Source organism: uncultured Campylobacter sp. (assembly GCF_937997465.1).
Lineage (GTDB): Bacteria > Campylobacterota > Campylobacteria > Campylobacterales > Campylobacteraceae > Campylobacter_A.
The window spans coordinates 1-15697 of the sequence record NZ_CALKTQ010000244.1; the positions used below are offsets into that span (position 1 = coordinate 1).

The following is a 15697-nucleotide window of genomic DNA, read 5'->3' on the forward strand; positions in this document are numbered from 1 at the left end:
TGGAGGGCGAGGAGTCAAGGTGGCTCCACCTCCTCATAAAAGGCTCGATCAAACTCTATAAAATCGGCCCTAAAGGCAAAGAGATTTTTATGCATCAATTTAACGGGATTAGCTTCGTAGCCGAGCTTGCCAACTTTGAAAATATCAAATTTCCGGCGACGGCGATATTTTTAACGGGCGGCGAGGTGCTAAAAATCGACTATGATAAATTTTACGCCGAGTTTTTATCAAACCCGCGCGTCTCGCTGCAAATCATCAAATCGCTCTCGCAAAAGCTAAAAATCGCAAGCGAGCTAATACATCAAGAGCTCGTGCTAAACTCCGAGGCAAAGGTCGCGAGCTTTCTCGTTAATCACGCCGATCTTTTTAACGAGCTAAAACACATCAAAATAGCCTCCATCCTAAACATCACTCCAGAGACGTTTTCAAGGATATTGGCAAAATTTAAAACCCAAAATTTGATTGAGTTAGACGCAAATAATAAAATCATAAATATCGCTACAAACGAGCTTTCGGAGATGTTTGAGGGATAAATTCGGCTTGCCGGTTTTGTAAATTTAACTCATAATCCGCAAGAATTTTAGAAATTTGATTAAATTTGACGTCATTTAACGCCGAATTTTAATTTTTCTTCTTTTGTGCGGCTTCGGTATCGGCTAGCGAAGTGATTTCGTATTTTTTATCGATGTAGCCCATTTCTAGTAGCTTATTAAAGATTTTAGCCGTGAGAGGTCCCGCAGCCAGACCGCCGTGTCCGCCGTGCTCGATGATAACGGTAACGGCATAGCGAGGCTCCTCGTAAGGTCCATAGGTCGTGACCCACGCGTGCGAGCGGCGCAGATACTCCATGTCCTCTTCTTTCATACGCTTTTTTTCGGCCTGCGAGATGCCCACGACCTGCGCGGTACCAGTTTTTGCCGCTAGCGTGAGTTTTGCCTCTTTAAAATACTTATGCGCTGTGCCTTTTTTGTGATTTACGACCTCGTACATCGCTCTTTGGACGTACGGTAGCTGCTTTTTCTCAAACGGCGTGAGGATATCATCGGCAGGCTCAAATTTAACCTCCTCGCCGTTTACGCTGCGTAAAAAATGCGGAACGATATTTTTACCCGTCGCTAGTATGCCCGTATAGCGCACCACCTGCATCGGCGTCACGAGGAAGTTGCCCTGCCCAATCGAAGTAATGAGCGTCTCGCCCTGATACCACGGCTGAGCGTATTTTTGCATCTTCCACTCGCGTCCGGGCACGATACCGACAAATTCATTTGGCAGATCCACTCCGCTTTTTTGCCCAAACCCCAGCCGCTCTAAAACCGGCGAAATAGCGTCTATACCGACCTTTAGGCTGCCCTTATAAAAATAATCGTCGCAGCTCTCGCGGATGGCTGAGTTCATATCTATAAAGCCGTGTCCGTAGACATTCCAGCAGCGAAAATTTCGCCCTCCAAGCTCAAATGAGCCAGAGCAAAAATACCCATCGGAGCGGTTCATCTTGCCAGTATCTAAAAACGCCATCGCCACGCCCATTTTGATAACCGAGCCCGGCGGATAAAGACCGTTTACGAGTTTGTTCGTAAATGGATGATCAATGCTTTTAACGAGCTCGTCCCACTTAGCCTGTGATAACCCCGTAACGAACGGGTTTAAATCATACTCTGGGAAGCTGCCCGCAGCCAGTATCGAGCCGTCTCTCACGTCCATCACGATGATAACGCCCGCGTTATCGCCGAAAATTTCCTCGATGTACTTTTGCATCTCAAGGTCGATCGTGAGCGAGATATCCGAGCTTTGAGGATAGCTCACCGAGATCTCCTCGACCTCCTGATTTAGCGCATTTACTTTTACCTTTCGCACGCCCTCTTGCCCCTGCAAAACAGAGTTATAAAAGCGCTCCGTACCGCTTCTGCCAGTGTGATTGGTTAGCTTTGCGACAGGGTCGGACTCGACGTCTTGCTGATTTGCGCGGCCGACGTAGCCGATGATGTGCGAAGCTAGGTTATTGTATGGATAGTGGCGCTTGGAGGCCGGCTTGACCTCTAAATTTTCTCGCAGCGAGAGCTCGGCGATGCGCGGTATCATCTTGTCGTAGTCCATAAAATCGATAATCTGAATAAAATCTTGGTTATAAGGCGAGTCGGCCTTGACGTATTCGCGCTTTAGCTTCGTGACGTTTAGATCCTCGAATAAATTTTGCAAATTTGCAAGCTCTGCATCTAAAATCTCCGCCCTTTTTCCGTTTAGGTGTGGCTTTAAAGCAACGGAAAAGCCGAGGCGATTTACCGCCATCGGACGGCCTTTGGCGTCTAAAATCAGCCCCCTGACGGGAGCTAGATACTGCGTTTTTACCGCATTTTGCTCGGCGATCTCTTCGTAAAAGTCGTTTGATTTGACGCTAAGGTAATAAACTCGCACCAGCAAAAGCACCCAGACGCTAAATATGATGCCAAAGACTATGCGCATCCTCATAAGCGCCCCCTAAACAAAATCACCGCCAAAACAGACTCCACGCCGACGTAGATCAGGTACTCGTAGTCAAATTTTAGCATAGGCAAATTTGCCACGTAAGATATAAAAGAGCTCGTCGCGCAGGTCCAAACGTAGCCGCTAGCGACGAATCCCACTGCCAAAAGCTCCCTTGATTTTAGCGTAACAATGAGCCAGTCGGACATAAAATGATAAAAAAGCATAAACGCAATCACCGCCGAAAACAGCGCAAACCCATGCGCCTGCTCGGCAAAAGTGAGGTAAAACAGACAAAAATACCACTCCTTGCCAAACTCTTTGAGCGTCTTTTGCTTTTGCAAGGTTAGCGTGATCATATAAGTAAAAAATATCCCGATAAGAGGCGGTAGGTGCGTAAATACGGTCGTTATGCTCTGATAAAACACAAGAAAAACAACCCAAGCAAGCTGCTTTAAAAATCGCTTCTCTGCTCCCAGTCTTCGCATCGCCGCACTCGTTTGCATGGTTATAAATTTATAGCTAAATTTATAAATTTGGCCTTGGCGGCGCTTAAATTTGTAAATTTAGTTAGAAAATTTGATGGTAAAAATGCCAAAATTTGCCTGCGGCTTTTTGATTTCATTACAGCCCCAGCGCGTTTAGATATATAAGCTCGTTTGCCTTTTCTACGCCTGTTTTTTTAAGCGCCGAAACGAAATGTGCGCCCGGATAGACCTTTAAAACCGCGCTTTTTTGGCTTTGATTTAGCTTGTCTGATTTGGTGAGGAAATTTAAAATCTTTTGATCGGGGCGTAGGAAGCTTTGCAAATAGTCGTTTACGTCTTTATCTATCTGCATATCAAACTGGCGCGAGTCGATGAGATGTACGAAAAGCTTGATGTTGGCTCTAAATTTTAGATATTCGTCAAGATTTTTTCTCCACTGCGCATGCATGCTTTTAGCCACTTTGGCATATCCAAAGCCCGGTAAATCAACGAAGGTCAAATTTGCCCTCTCCTCGCTTAGCTCGCCTTGCTCGTTTTTGGTGCCGCGCGCATACTCGACCTCGAAAAAATTTATGAGGCGCGTTTTGCCTGGCGTCGAGCTGCTCTTGGCCAGGCCTTTTTGATTTACGAGAGCGTTTATGAGGCTGCTTTTGCCCACGTTTGAGCGCCCCAGAAACGCCACTTCGCTAGAGTTTGCAGGCGGAGCTAGCGAGATGTCGGGCGCTGAAACTAGAAATTTTGCGTTTAAAACGCGGATCACTTTTTGTCCTCAACCTGGAATATAAATTTGACCGGCTCTTTTTTGCCGCTGTTTACGTTGTACGTGCCGCTGTTTTGATTGACCGTGATCTTTTCGCCATAGACTTTTTTATCAGTCTCTATCTCGTGCAAAAAGCCGTTGCCGTTTATCGTATATAAATTTGGCGCAGGTTCGTAAATAAGCTCGCTACCGCTACCGTCGTATGTTTTATTTTTGATAAATACTCTAAATTTGGCATTGCCGGAAGCGACGTATTTTAGCGGATTTCGCTTTTTGTCGAAATATATCACTACCAAATTTGCAGTGAGCGTATCCTTGCCTTTTTTAATATTTACATTGCCTTTAAATTCGCTTATTTGTTTGCCTTCGTCAGCATAAAACTCGTCCGCTGTGATCTCCACCTGCTCTGCTAAAAGCGGTAAAGCGCTAAGCGCCAAAACTAAAGCCACTTTTTTAAAACCAAAATTTATCATTTTCCGTCCTATCTTTTTCTATCTTGCTCTATCAAAGCAAAGGCCTTTTTGATATAAGCTTTTTTTAACTCAAAGTCATAAACCAGGGCTTTGCCGACTATTTTATCTTCGTTCTTCGTTAGCGTAAAAGGCGTTTGCGTAGTAGCTACTTTAGTGGCAGTACTATAAATGACCTCGTCTGATAAAAAGGTCAAATTTTCATTATTTGCATAGCGCGCGTTACCCTTAAGTATAATTCGACCGCCGTTATAAAACGCTTTATCGGAGCTCACGTTATGCTCTTTGTTATCTTTAAAAATTTCCGCTCTAAATTTTATAAATTCGTCAAATTCGGAGTATCTATTCCACGTATCGGCTTCATATCTGGCATTTACTACAGTAGCATTTATCTCGTAGTCAGTGACTGCGTTCATCTGCATGTTTGTAGTCACTTCGCCACCCTTTAATAGCTCGCTATAGTAAGGCTCCTCAATCGCCAAATAAACCATCGCAACGCTAAAAACGCTGACGACTAGGTAAAAAATCCTTATAACCAACGCTTAGCCCACTCTTGCATTAAGCCCTCGCTGCGGATAAGTATCTCTATCATCTCGCGCACCGCGCCGTTGCCGCCTTTGTAGTTGAGCCTCGTTCTTACTTCAAGCTCTTTGATCGCATTTTTCGGTTTAAAGCTCCATCCGACGCTTTTTAGTAGCTTGTAGTCGTTGTAATCGTCACCTATTGCTGCTGCATTTTCAAACTCGAGTCCTTCAAATTTAAGTATCTGTTTTGCGGTTTCAAATTTATCGCTAATGCCTTGATAGACGTGCGTTATCTTTAGATCCTGCGCCCTTTTTTCGACGATAGGCGAGCTTCTGCCGGTGATGATCGCGACTTTTTTACCGAGCTTTAGCCAGCTCTCGATAGCGTATCCATCCTTAACGTCAAAAAATTTAAGCTCGTCGCCGTTTGGGCTATAAACGATCTTGCCGTCGGTTAGGCACCCGTCGACGTCTAAAAATATAATCTCTATCATAGCACGCCTTTCGTGCTAGGCACGCCGACTCTAGCGTTTTTGGCTAGAGCTCTTCTTAGCGCGACGGCACAGGCTTTAAAGCTCGCCTCCAAAATATGATGAGAGTTTCGTCCGCGGATTTTAGCGATATGCAAGGTGATTGCGGCATTAAATGCTAGAGCCTGGAAAAACTCATTCGCTAGCTCTATGTCGAATTCGCCGACTTTGCCATCGCTTATGCTTTCGTAGACCAAGAACGGGCGATTTGAGAGATCAAGGGCACAGTTTACCGCTGCCTCATCCATAACCACCGTTGCTTCACCAAATCTCTCGACTCCGCTAATCGGATAAATTTTCTCGCGCAAAGCCTGCCCGATAACGATACCCACGTCCTCAACGCTGTGATGAAAATCCACGTGCAAATCGCCCTTGCAGACAAGCTTCATATCAAAAAGCGCATGCTTGCAAAAGGCCTCAAGCATGTGGTCAAAAAATCCTATGCCAGTGCTTATCTCGGATTTGCCACTGCCGTAAATTTCAAGCTCTAGGCTGATATCCGTCTCTTTTGTCTTTCTTTGCATCTTATTCCCTCACGAAAAATGCGCCCGAGATATGCCCTGCGCTTATGAAGTCTTTTGCTTCCTCTTCACTTCTAAAGCCGCTTATAAATACCCTGTAAATTTTACCGCCGTCAAGATCATAGGACTTTATGACAGTATCATAGGCACCGTTGCCGTATTGTCCAGCATGCTGCCGTTTATGAGCGTTTGCGCCACTTAAATTTTTAAACGCGCCGATTTGCACCATAAAAATACCGCCGACAAAAGACTGTTGTTGCGGTTGCGCCTTAGTTTGAGTGCTCGTTTTTAGCGAGCCGCTAGGTTGTTTTGAGCTAGGCTGAGAGGATGCTACAACAGCTCCGCCGACGTTGCCGTTAAAGCCAACAACCTCTAGTAAAACGGGGGCCGTGCCGGCGTTAAATACATCAAGCTTAACCGCGCCGGTTTTTGACAAATCTATCACGCGCCCAGCAACGAAAGGACCGCGGTCGTTTATGCGCACAATGATATTTTTACCGTTTTTTATATTCGTCACGCGCACCATAGTGTTCATCGGCAGAGTCTTATGCGCCGCCGTCATAGCATGCATATCGTAAGTCTCACCGTTTGACGTCTTTTTACCGTGAAAATCCGGACCGTACCAACTGGCTATACCGCTAGCCCTATCACCGACCTCGGATAATAAGTTTTTCCATTTATGGTATACGGGCGCATGGTTGCTTCATGCACACCTTTTGAACTGTTTATTTTGCCGCTCTTTTTTGAGCCGCCGCTAGCGGTAATACCGCCGGAAGGCGAGGTCAAGAACGAACAGCCGCTCATAAAAAATACAAAAAATAGACTAAAAAATATAAATTTAGCCCTACTCGGTTGCGGCAAGTTTGGCTCCAATCGAGCTGTTTGAGCTCATAAGCGTATTGGCTTCTTTTAAATCCTCAAGCGCTACGTCAAATTTCTGTGAAACTTCTCCGAGTGTATCGCCGCTTTTTACCATATACTCGGCTAGATAGTTTACGTTTTGCTCACTTGGGATAACTAGCTTTTGACTAGGCTTGATCTCGTTTGAAGCAAGTCCGTTGTACTCTTTTATGATTTTATGATTTACGCCGGTTTTTTCCGCTATAGTTAGTAGCGTATCGTTCTCTTTGGCAGTATAAATTTCAAATTTTCTATTTTGCGCTACTTCGAAATTGTCGCTAAACATTTTCTTTTTGTTTAATGGAATATAAAGATAATAAGGTTTTTCCGTAGGTGGAGTATAGACGAATTTTAGATGCATATTGTACTCTTTCATCTTTTTTAGACTAAGACCTATGCTGTCTCCTACCTCCATTAGCGTTGTACCGCCGGGGACATCTATCTTTGATAGTTCTATGCCTTTCGTTCCACTTAAGGCCTGCGTTTTAGCCAGCAAATTTTCCTGCTCTTTTGCTATATGCGCAATGACTAAAATTTTCTTGACGAAATTTTTAGTTTCTTTTGGAATATAGCTTTTTTTATCGTCTAGCAATGTTGCCAGATCGGTAGTTCCGGCTTTTTTAATACCTTCCCTTAATCTAGTGTCGCCGCAGTTGTAAGCCATCATCGCAAGATACCATTTACCAAAGTCATTTTTTAGACTCTGTAGGTATTTTGTAGCTGCAACGGTAGCCGCCATCGGGTCTTTTCGCTCGTCGGTGTATTTATCGACTCTAAGACCATAAAGTTTTGCCGTAGACTCCATAAACTGCCAAATTCCGATGGCTTTTTTGCTAGAAACTATGTGATTTGAAAAACCGGACTCCGTCATAGCAAGATACAAAAACGACTCCGGGATACCTGAGTCTTTTATAATCTTTTGAAGCATTGGGATATGTTTATAGCCGCCTTTGACGGTATCTATAAACTCTTTTCTTTTACTATCTTTAATGGAATTTTTTATAGAAGCGTAGTGAGAGCTTTGTAAAAATTTAGCATCTATGTCAAATTCTTTTAATATCATCTTTTGGGTTTGCTCTGCGTCGCTACTGGTTGCGGACGCAAAAAGCCATCCCGCACAGGCTAAACACAGCATTATTACTCTAAAGATTTTCATTTTTCTCCTTGATTACGTGTTAAATTTCATAAAAATTTTCTTCGCGTTTTTCGTAGTTATTTGCATTACCTCTTCTTCTTTTAAATTTAAAATCTCAGCCATCTTCGTCGCGACTAATCGCGTAAATGCAGGCTCGTTTCTGCGCCCCCTAAAAGGCTCAGGCGTTAGATACGGCGCATCTGTTTCAAGCAGCAGCCTATCTCGCGGAATTTGTGGCAAAATTTGAACCAAATTTTTTGCGTTTTTAAATGTCAAAACCCCGCCGATACCAAAGTAAAATTCGCCCATTTTTGCAAGCTCTAATAGCAAAGGCGAAGCGTTATAGCAGTGCAAAACCGCTCCGACTAGCCTGCTTGCATACTCTTTTAAGATATTAAAACTATCTTCGCTTGCATCTCTAATATGCAAAATGACCGGCAAATTTAGCTCTACCGCCATATCAAGTTGCGCTCTAAATACGCGCTTTTGTTCCGCTTTTTCAAGCTCTTTTTCATTTTCGTCTTTAGGCAAGCGGAAGTAATCAAGCCCGCACTCGCCCACGGCAACGCACTTTTCGTCTTTTGCAAATTTATAAAGCACGTCCTTGTCAAATCCATCCTTATCATACGGATGAACTCCGACGGCAAAAAATACATTTTCAAATTCGTGGGTTATTTTAGCCGCTTTTGGTAAATCATTAATATCAGCACCCGGTATTAGTACTCCGCCGACGCCGTTTTCTCGGGCATTTGCGATAACTTTTGCGAGATCGCTATCAAAGCTTTTATCATCCAGGTGACAGTGAGTGTCTATTATCATCAGGCTATTTCTACCCTATTTCGACCGTTTTGCTTAGCTCTATAAAGAGCCTCGTCGGCAAGCTCCAAAATCTCGTCGACGTTATAATCGCTTTTACCGAAAGTAACGCCTATGGAGACCGAAATTTTAACCGGTTCGTTTTTTATATTTACCGGATTGGCTGCTATTGCAGCTCTTAATCCGACGAAAAATTTAACCGCGTCTTCTTGCGATACGTTTTTTAATAAAACGCAAAATTCTCCGCCGCCGAATCTAGCCGCTATATCGCTGCTTTTGGTGTCGTCGATTAATTTTTTAGCCAGTAGTTTCAAAATTTTATCGCCGCTATATTGTCCGTATTTATCGTTGATATTTTTAAGTCCGTCTACGTCGATCACAGCTACGGCGTAAGGCATAGGATTTTCTTCCAAACTAGCTAAATATTCTTGCATATCGTCGTAAAAATACCTTCTATTAAATAATCCGGTTAGAAAATCTTTATTGGCGAAATTTGCGATTTTATTGATATTTTCCATATTTTCTATAGTATTATTTACGCGGCAAATAAGCTCTTCTTTTAAAAACGGCTTAGCAATAAAATCATTAGCTCCGTTTTTTAAAAATACCGCACCGCTAACGTTTTCGTTTGCGCTAGTCATCATTATGACCCCTAGTTCGTTTTTATCTTTTTGTTCCCTTAGCTCTTTTAAAACCGCCAAACCGTCTTTTACCGGCATGCCGTAATCACAAACCACGAGTTTTATATCGGGATTATCGGCAAAATAATTCATCGCCTCTTCACCGTGAGCCGCCGTAAATACTCGAAACTGCAAATTTTGCAGTATTTTTTTTACGTCATTTCTAGTCTGCATTACGTCTTCTACTACCATGACCTTATACTGCTTGTTGTTTTTTAGCCTATCTATCATATGAAATATATAATTTACGTCACTCATATTTCCCTTATAGACGTAGTCCACGATGTCCTTGTCCATAAAAGTTTCTCTAGTCTTATCGTCCATACTACCCGTTAAAACTATAATCGGTAAGCCCTTAGACGCTACGAAATCAACTACTTCGCCGTTTGGAGCATCGGGCAAATTTAAATCGAGCAAAGTTATAAAATAATCCTTAGCCTTCGTAAGAAACGCCTGCGCTTCGGCTAAGCTGTGAGCGACGTCCACTTGCATCTCGGTATTATCTTCCATCTTTTTAGCGATCAGCTTTGCCAGAGCTTTATTGTCTTCTACTATTAAAATTTTATTTTTTTCCATATATTCCCATTTGAAAATTTTTGCAAATATACCATTACTTTTCTTTTTTCAACCTAAATTTTAAGCCAAACTTAAACAACCAAAAGCTGGCGAGCAAAATTTATCGCCTCCTCAGTTATACGTTCGCCGCTTATCATACGGGCCAGCTCGCTTACGCGCTCTTCGCCCTTTAGCTCCCTTACGTTCGAGGTTTCGCCGCGCTTTTCGACTAGAAAATGCGAACTGGCTTTTGAGCTTAGCTGCGGCTGGTGCGAGATAGCAAAAATCTGATAAAATTTGGCCAAATTTAGCAGCACGTTTGCGATACTCATCGCCTCTTTTCCGCTTAGATTCGCGTCTATTTCATCTAATATTATGACGCCTTCGCCGCCTCCGGTAATCTTACTTTCACTTGCGATAAAAGCTAGCCTTAAGCGGTTTAGCTCGCCCGAGCTTAGATTTTTTAGCGCCGTCTCGTTTAGGCTCAAATTTACCTCGTCCCTGCCGGCGGCGTCTAGGGTTTTACTATTTATCTTTAATGAGATCTCGCTCATATAAAGCTCTTTTAAAAACGAATTTATGAGCGACTCAAGCTCCTTTAAATTTGCCGCGCGAGCTTGGCTGATTTTATCCGCCAGCGCGTTTACCGCGGTTTCATTTTGCTTAAATTTACGCTCCAGCTCGCTTTTTTCAAAGCTTATATTTTCGTATCTGGCTAGCTCTGCCTTGCGAGTTTTTAGCGTCGCCAGAGCCTCCTCCTCGCCGCCGTATCGACGCACTAGCGAGTTTATCGCCTCGATGCGGTCTAGCACGCCCTCGATATCCACGTCTTCTAGCTCGTCCATGTTTAAATTTTCGCGCGCTACTCGCAGCTCGTTCATCGCCTCTTCAAAAAAGCTACTATCGACGTCGCTGATGTTTAGCGCGTCCACTACGGATTGCTCGAAATTAAAAATTTGCTCCGCCCTATTCCACGCTTCTAAAATTTTATCCTTTTTACTCAGGCGCTTTTTTAGCTCCATTAGCTCGTCAAATTCGCCGATTTTCGGGCTCACGCTTTCTATTTTATTGATTTCAAAAGAAGCAAATTCTTTTAGCTCCTCCACTCTTTTTTCTTCGTCGATTATTTTTTTCAGCTCGCGAGAAATTTGGCTAAATTCGTCAAATTTGAGCCTAAATTCGCTCAAAATTTCGTTAAATTTAGCGTCTTTTTTCGCTTGCAAAGTATCTAGCAAATTTAAAAATCTATCGTTTTCAAATTCGTTTATTTCCTTTGCGGATAGGTATTTTACGTGCTCTTTGGCGATGCTGGCTAGATTTTTTTTAGAAACGGCTTGCGAGTTTATAAAGTACCGCGTCGTTTTGTCCCGAAAGAGTTTAAAGGTATTTATCTCCTCGCTCTCTAAGCCAAATTCCTCAAGGTTAAATTTATGCGAGACGTCAGCCTCGATCAGCTTCGCTTCACTATCTTTTAGCCCTAAAACAGCCATTATCGAGCCCATCAGGACTGATTTGCCAGCACCACTCACACCCGTAAATACACTAAGTCCGCGCCCAAAATTTAACTCGACGTTTTCAAAACTCAAATTTTGCTTTATCAAAATCCGCTCAATCATTATAACCCCAATGCAGCTTTTCTTTTAAAATTTGAAAATAATCTCTCCCGACGTGGCGGATTAGCCGCGCCGTGTTCGCGCTTAGCGTCATGCTCACGCTCTCAAGCTCGCCCATTTTGTACCGCTCCTGCCCGTCGATAACCAGCACCGCCGCGCTCGCGGTTTTAAATTTGATCTCAAATCCGCGCGGAAGCACGACCGGACGCTGAGTTAGCGAGTGCGAGCAAACGGGCGTCACCAAAAACACCTCGCTCAAAGGATATATTATCGCTCCGCCCGCGCTCATGTTGTATCCGGTTGATCCCACGGGCGTAGAGACTATGACGCCGTCGCCAAAATACGCGTTAAAGTATTTTTCGTTCCAAAAGGCCTCCACGTGCGTCATGGAACCTACCTTTTCGCCCACGATTACCGCATCGTTAAATGCTATTTTGCGCAAAATTTCCCCGCTTTTTTTGTGCAAAAAAACGTCAAGCATAAAAGGAGTCTCGACCTCAAATTTGCCCTCGAAAAACTCGGCGAAAAACTTCTCGCATTCATTCATCGTGATATCGGTCAAAAATCCAAGCCTACCCGCGTGGATACCGAGTACGAAGGGTGAAATCTCAGCCGCGCTTCTACAAAGCGAGATGATCGTGCCGTCGCCTCCCAGCGAAATCAAAAAGTCGCACTCCTGCGCCAGCTCGCAAACCTCAAATCCTTGTAAATTTGAGCCCTCTTTTAAATTTAAATGTTTAGCCGCCGCATTTTCAAATAAAATTTGAACGCTGTACCTAGCTAAAATCTCGCGCAGGATTCGCGCGTTTTTTACCAAATTTCCATTGATTTTCGCGACTAGACCGACCTTTTTTACCTTAGCCGGAAGTAATAAATTCTCTTTTTTCATAGAGCGGATTTTATCACATTTTGTTTTAAAAAAGCTGGGAAAAAGCAAATTTCTAGTATAATGGGCGCGTTAAAAACAGCAAAAGGAGTGAAAATGCGTAGCCATTACTGCACTGATTTAAGCAGTGCCGACATAGGCAAAGAAGTTACGCTTTGCGGCTGGGTAAACACCTACCGCGACCACGGCGGCGTTATATTTTTGGACCTGCGCGATCGCACGGGACTGATCCAGATCGTCTGCGACCCTGCAGATAGCAAGAGCTCTCACGAGGCCGCGTCGCACGTTCGCGACGAGTACGTCCTAAGGATAAAAGGCAAGGTTCGCGCTCGCGGCGAAGGCCTAGTAAATCCGCGCCTAAAAACGGGCGAGATCGAAGTAGTCGCAAACGAAGTGATAGTAGAAAACCCGAGCGAGACGCTACCTTTCGTCATCGGCGACGAGAGCGTAAACGAGGACATCAGGCTAAAATATAGATTTTTGGACCTTAGAAACGAGAAACTTCAAAATATCTTTAAAATGCGCTCAAAAGCGGCGATCGCGGCTAGAAACAGCCTAGATAAAATGGGCTTTATCGAGTTTGAAACGCCGATTTTAACCCGCGCGACGCCGGAGGGCGCCAGAGACTATCTAGTGCCTAGCCGCGTATATCCGGGCCAGTTTTACGCCCTGCCGCAAAGCCCGCAGCTTTTTAAACAGCTTTTGATGTGCTCTGGCTTTGATAAATACTTCCAGATCGCAAAATGCTTCCGAGACGAGGACTTGCGCGCAGATAGACAGCCTGAATTTACGCAGATAGATATCGAGATGAGCTTTATCGAGCAAGAAGATATCCTAAATATGGCCGAAAATATGCTAAAAGACGTATTTGCCGCCTGCGGATACGATATCCAAATCCCTTTCCGCCGCATGAGCTACAAAGAGGCGACAGAAAGCTACGGCAGCGATAAGCCGGACCTGCGCTACGATCTAAAGATGATCGACGTTATCGACATTTTCGCGCGCTCTAGCAATGAAATCTTTAGCAAAATCGCAACCGAACCTAAGAAAAACCGCATCAAAGCGCTAAAAGTGCCAAACGGCGATAATATCTTTAGCAAACGCGAGATGAACCGCTTTGAAGAATTCGTCCGCAAATTCGGCGCTCAAGGCCTTGGCTACTTCCAGATGAAAGAGGATGGGCTAAAAGGACCGCTTTGCAAATTTTTCGAGCAAAGCGACCTTGACGAGATTGTAGCTCGCTGCGAGCTAAAAGTCGGCGACGTCGTATTTTTCGGCGCAGGCAAGAAAAAAGTCGTGCTTGATTATATGGGACGATTTAGGATTTTCCTCGCCGAGCAAATGGGTATCATAGACCAAAACAAAATGGAGTTTTTATGGGTGCTTGACTTCCCGATGTTTGAGCAAAACGACGATGGTAGCTACTCGGCTATGCACCATCCCTTTACCATGCCTAAAAACATCGACGAGCCTGATCTAGAGGACATCCTTTCGGTCGCTCACGACGTCGTGCTTAACGGCTATGAGCTTGGCGGCGGTAGCGTGAGAATCCACAAAAACGACGTTCAGCAAAAGGTGTTTAAGCTACTTGGTATCGACGAGGCCGAGCAACGCGAGAAATTTGGCTTCTTGCTCGACGCGTTAAGCTTTGGCGCGCCTCCGCACGGCGGTATCGCGATCGGCTTTGATAGGCTAAATATGCTAGTAAACAAAACCAGCTCGATCCGCGACGTCATCGCCTTCCCTAAGACTCAGCGCGCCCAGTGCCCGCTAACCAAGGCGCCTAGCGAAGCTAGCGCGGAGCAGTTAAGGGAGCTAGGGTTAAGGCTGCGAGAAAAAGAAAAATAAATATCGTCTCGCGAGCGTCTTTAAATGAGTTTGAAAATTTTGGACTGCGGCAGACTACTTGTCTAGCCTTGCCCAAAATTTTCTGCACAACATTTAAATCCGCCTCACGATACTTCGATTTACGCATTGGTAAAATTTGATACAAAAAGAAGCCGAAGTATTTTGAGATGATTTTTGGGGTTGCGACGTAAAATTTTGGCGCAGATAGAACATATAGTTCATCGAGCCAAAATTTTACTAGCTCCACAAAAAGCACTCAAAAGACAAGGCTACAAAAGGAAAATTTATGAAAAAACTATTTTTAATCATCGGCGCTCCAGGCTCTGGCAAAACCACTGATGCATCGCTAATCGCGCAAGAGGACGCCAAATTTGCGCACTTCTCAACGGGCGATCTGCTACGCGCAGAGGTTGCCAGCGGCTCAGAGCTAGGCAAGCTAATCGACGGTTTCATCTCGAAGGGTAACCTAGTCCCGCTTGACGTCGTCGTAAACGCGATCGTCTCGGCGATCAAAAGCTCAGATAAATCAAACGTCATAATCGACGGCTATCCGCGTAGCGTCGAGCAGATGACCGAGCTAGACAAGGTGCTAGCCGCGCAAAACGAGATCGCGTTAAAAGGCGTGATCGAAGTGGACGTTAGCGAAGCCGTCGCACGCGAGAGAGTGCTCGGACGAGCGCGCGGAGCCGACGACAACAACGAGATTTTCAACAACCGCATGAAGGTTTATTTGGAGCCGATCGAGGCGATACGCAAATTTTACAAAGAAAAAGGCCTGCTCCACGTCGTAAACGGCGAGCGTGCGATCGAGCCTATCGTAGCCGACATCAAAGCCCTCGTAAATAGCCTATAAATATTAAATTTAGAGCCTCAAGCCAGGCTCTAAATTTAAGCTTCCCATAAATACAAATTAACAAATAACTCACGAAATATCATTAAAATCCGTACTATGATTTCACGAAAATCACATCAAATTTTAAAGGATACGTAATGTTTAAGAAAATAGTTTTATCAGCGGCTCTTGCTAGCGCAATGTTTGCAGCAGGCGGATTTACTGGTTCAAGCGCGCAAAACGCAGCAAATCAAAGCGGCTTCGTCGGCAAAGGCGCCTTGAGCGCAAGCACGGTAAAACAAGCCCTAGCACTACCAGATGACGCTCGCGTCGTGCTTGAGGGCAAGATCGTCTCCGAGTTTCGCCCTGAGCACTACCAATTCGTCGATAAAAACGGCGACACGATCGAAGTCGAGATCGATCACAAAGACTGGAGAGGCATAACCGTCGATGAAAACACGCCCGTGCGCATCTACGGCGAGGTCGATAAGGACTTTATGAAAACCTCTATCGACGTAAAAAGTATCGAAATAATCAAATAACTTTAGGGCGGTTCGCCGCCTTAAATTTTCCCCAAATTTTAATTCCCCAAAATTTACAAATTTTACTTGGCTCAAGATAAGCTAAGCGGATTCTCTCTTATCATCTTTAGTAAAATATGATAGAAAGTTTTTGTATC

The 15697-nt window shown here is 44.4% G+C and carries 16 protein-coding genes and 1 pseudogene; 4 read left to right on the forward strand and 13 right to left on the reverse strand.

Annotated elements, in window-relative coordinates; translation table 11 throughout:
• On the forward strand, positions 1–533 hold a 533-nt coding region (locus Q0546_RS08115), incomplete at its 5' end, for a Crp/Fnr family transcriptional regulator (protein ID WP_298792054.1).
• 88 nt (positions 534–621) lie between these two features.
• On the opposite strand, the gene mrdA is transcribed toward Q0546_RS08115, so the two are convergent.
• The 13 genes and pseudogenes from mrdA to Q0546_RS08180 all read right to left on the reverse strand — a co-directional run bounded on the left by mrdA (position 622) and on the right by Q0546_RS08180 (position 12341).
• A complete protein-coding gene (gene mrdA, locus Q0546_RS08120; protein WP_298792056.1) occupies positions 622–2466 on the reverse strand; it encodes a penicillin-binding protein 2 in 1845 nt (614 codons plus the stop codon).
• A complete protein-coding gene (locus Q0546_RS08125; RefSeq protein WP_298792058.1) occupies positions 2463–2948 on the reverse strand; it encodes a hypothetical protein in 486 nt (161 codons plus the stop codon). The genes mrdA and Q0546_RS08125 overlap by 4 nt, the downstream gene beginning before the upstream one ends.
• Positions 2949–3084: 136 nt before the next feature.
• A complete protein-coding gene (gene yihA / locus Q0546_RS08130) occupies positions 3085–3708 on the reverse strand; it encodes a ribosome biogenesis GTP-binding protein YihA/YsxC (protein ID WP_298792060.1) in 624 nt (207 codons plus the stop codon).
• Entirely contained in the window at positions 3705–4181 is a 477-nt protein-coding gene (lptA, locus tag Q0546_RS08135) for a lipopolysaccharide transport periplasmic protein LptA (protein WP_298792062.1), read from the reverse strand. The genes yihA and lptA overlap by 4 nt, the downstream gene beginning before the upstream one ends.
• An 8-nt stretch (positions 4182–4189) precedes the next feature.
• Positions 4190–4717, reverse strand: coding sequence for an LPS export ABC transporter periplasmic protein LptC (lptC, locus tag Q0546_RS08140; RefSeq protein WP_298792064.1), 528 nt, complete (start codon positions 4715–4717; stop codon positions 4190–4192).
• Positions 4708–5196 (reverse strand): HAD hydrolase family protein, encoded by a 489-nt coding sequence (locus Q0546_RS08145; RefSeq protein ID WP_122874195.1) that lies wholly within the window; start codon positions 5194–5196, stop codon positions 4708–4710. Before Q0546_RS08145 ends, lptC begins: the two co-directional genes overlap by 10 nt.
• Positions 5193–5756: an imidazoleglycerol-phosphate dehydratase HisB gene (gene hisB, locus Q0546_RS08150; RefSeq protein ID WP_298792069.1), complete on the reverse strand. Its 564-nt coding sequence runs from the start codon at positions 5754–5756 to the stop codon at positions 5193–5195. Before hisB ends, Q0546_RS08145 begins: the two co-directional genes overlap by 4 nt.
• A gap of 1 nt (position 5757) precedes the next feature.
• Positions 5758–6614: pseudogene (locus Q0546_RS08155) on the reverse strand (septal ring lytic transglycosylase RlpA family protein).
• Complete coding sequence (locus Q0546_RS08160) at positions 6598–7809, reverse strand: lytic transglycosylase domain-containing protein (protein WP_298792071.1); 1212 nt, start codon at positions 7807–7809, stop codon at positions 6598–6600. Before Q0546_RS08160 ends, Q0546_RS08155 begins: the two are co-directional and overlap by 17 nt.
• Before the next feature lie 12 nt (positions 7810–7821).
• Positions 7822–8607 (reverse strand): TatD family hydrolase, encoded by a 786-nt coding sequence (locus tag Q0546_RS08165; RefSeq protein WP_298792072.1) that lies wholly within the window; start codon positions 8605–8607, stop codon positions 7822–7824.
• Entirely contained in the window at positions 8607–9860 is a 1254-nt protein-coding gene (locus Q0546_RS08170; protein ID WP_298792074.1) for a diguanylate cyclase, read from the reverse strand. The genes Q0546_RS08165 and Q0546_RS08170 overlap by 1 nt, the downstream gene beginning before the upstream one ends.
• A gap of 71 nt (positions 9861–9931) precedes the next feature.
• Entirely contained in the window at positions 9932–11455 is a 1524-nt protein-coding gene (locus Q0546_RS08175; RefSeq protein WP_298792077.1) for an AAA family ATPase, read from the reverse strand.
• Positions 11448–12341, reverse strand: coding sequence for an NAD(+) kinase (locus Q0546_RS08180; RefSeq protein ID WP_298792079.1), 894 nt, complete (start codon positions 12339–12341; stop codon positions 11448–11450). Before Q0546_RS08180 ends, Q0546_RS08175 begins: the two co-directional genes overlap by 8 nt.
• A 93-nt stretch (positions 12342–12434) precedes the next feature.
• On the opposite strand from Q0546_RS08180, the gene aspS reads away from it, so the two are divergent.
• The 3 genes from aspS (at position 12435) to Q0546_RS08195 (ending at position 15560) form a co-directional block, all read left to right on the forward strand.
• Positions 12435–14186 carry an aspartate--tRNA ligase gene (gene aspS, locus Q0546_RS08185; RefSeq protein ID WP_298792081.1) on the forward strand — a complete coding sequence of 584 codons (1752 nt, stop codon included), beginning with the start codon at positions 12435–12437 and terminating at the stop codon, positions 14184–14186.
• A 286-nt stretch (positions 14187–14472) separates the two neighbouring features.
• Positions 14473–15039, forward strand: a complete 567-nt coding sequence (locus tag Q0546_RS08190) for an adenylate kinase (RefSeq protein WP_298792083.1) — start codon at positions 14473–14475, stop codon at positions 15037–15039.
• A gap of 137 nt (positions 15040–15176) precedes the next feature.
• Positions 15177–15560 (forward strand): NirD/YgiW/YdeI family stress tolerance protein, encoded by a 384-nt coding sequence (locus Q0546_RS08195; protein WP_298792085.1) that lies wholly within the window; start codon positions 15177–15179, stop codon positions 15558–15560.
• Positions 15561–15697 lie beyond the last annotated feature (137 nt).

Bases quoted from the DNA above. Each gene is read 5' to 3' on its own strand.
- lptA (WP_298792062.1), bottom strand. From the start codon at position 4,181: ATGATAAATTTTGGTTTTAAAAAAGTGGCTTTAGTTTTGGCGCTTAGC.
- Q0546_RS08175 (WP_298792077.1), bottom strand. From the start codon at position 11,455: ATGATTGAGCGGATTTTGATAAAGCAAAATTTGAGTTTTGAAAACGTC.
- Q0546_RS08145 (WP_122874195.1), bottom strand. From the start codon at position 5,196: ATGATAGAGATTATATTTTTAGACGTCGACGGGTGCCTAACCGACGGC.
- Q0546_RS08180 (WP_298792079.1), bottom strand. From the start codon at position 12,341: ATGAAAAAAGAGAATTTATTACTTCCGGCTAAGGTAAAAAAGGTCGGT.
- Q0546_RS08170 (WP_298792074.1), bottom strand. From the start codon at position 9,860: ATGGAAAAAAATAAAATTTTAATAGTAGAAGACAATAAAGCTCTGGCA.
- Q0546_RS08190 (WP_298792083.1), top strand. From the start codon at position 14,473: ATGAAAAAACTATTTTTAATCATCGGCGCTCCAGGCTCTGGCAAAACC.
- hisB (WP_298792069.1), bottom strand. From the start codon at position 5,756: ATGCAAAGAAAGACAAAAGAGACGGATATCAGCCTAGAGCTTGAAATT.
- Q0546_RS08195 (WP_298792085.1), top strand. From the start codon at position 15,177: ATGTTTAAGAAAATAGTTTTATCAGCGGCTCTTGCTAGCGCAATGTTT.
- Q0546_RS08165 (WP_298792072.1), bottom strand. From the start codon at position 8,607: ATGATAATAGACACTCACTGTCACCTGGATGATAAAAGCTTTGATAGC.
- mrdA (WP_298792056.1), bottom strand. From the start codon at position 2,466: ATGAGGATGCGCATAGTCTTTGGCATCATATTTAGCGTCTGGGTGCTT.
- Q0546_RS08160 (WP_298792071.1), bottom strand. From the start codon at position 7,809: ATGAAAATCTTTAGAGTAATAATGCTGTGTTTAGCCTGTGCGGGATGG.
- Q0546_RS08125 (WP_298792058.1), bottom strand. From the start codon at position 2,948: ATGCGAAGACTGGGAGCAGAGAAGCGATTTTTAAAGCAGCTTGCTTGG.
- aspS (WP_298792081.1), top strand. From the start codon at position 12,435: ATGCGTAGCCATTACTGCACTGATTTAAGCAGTGCCGACATAGGCAAA.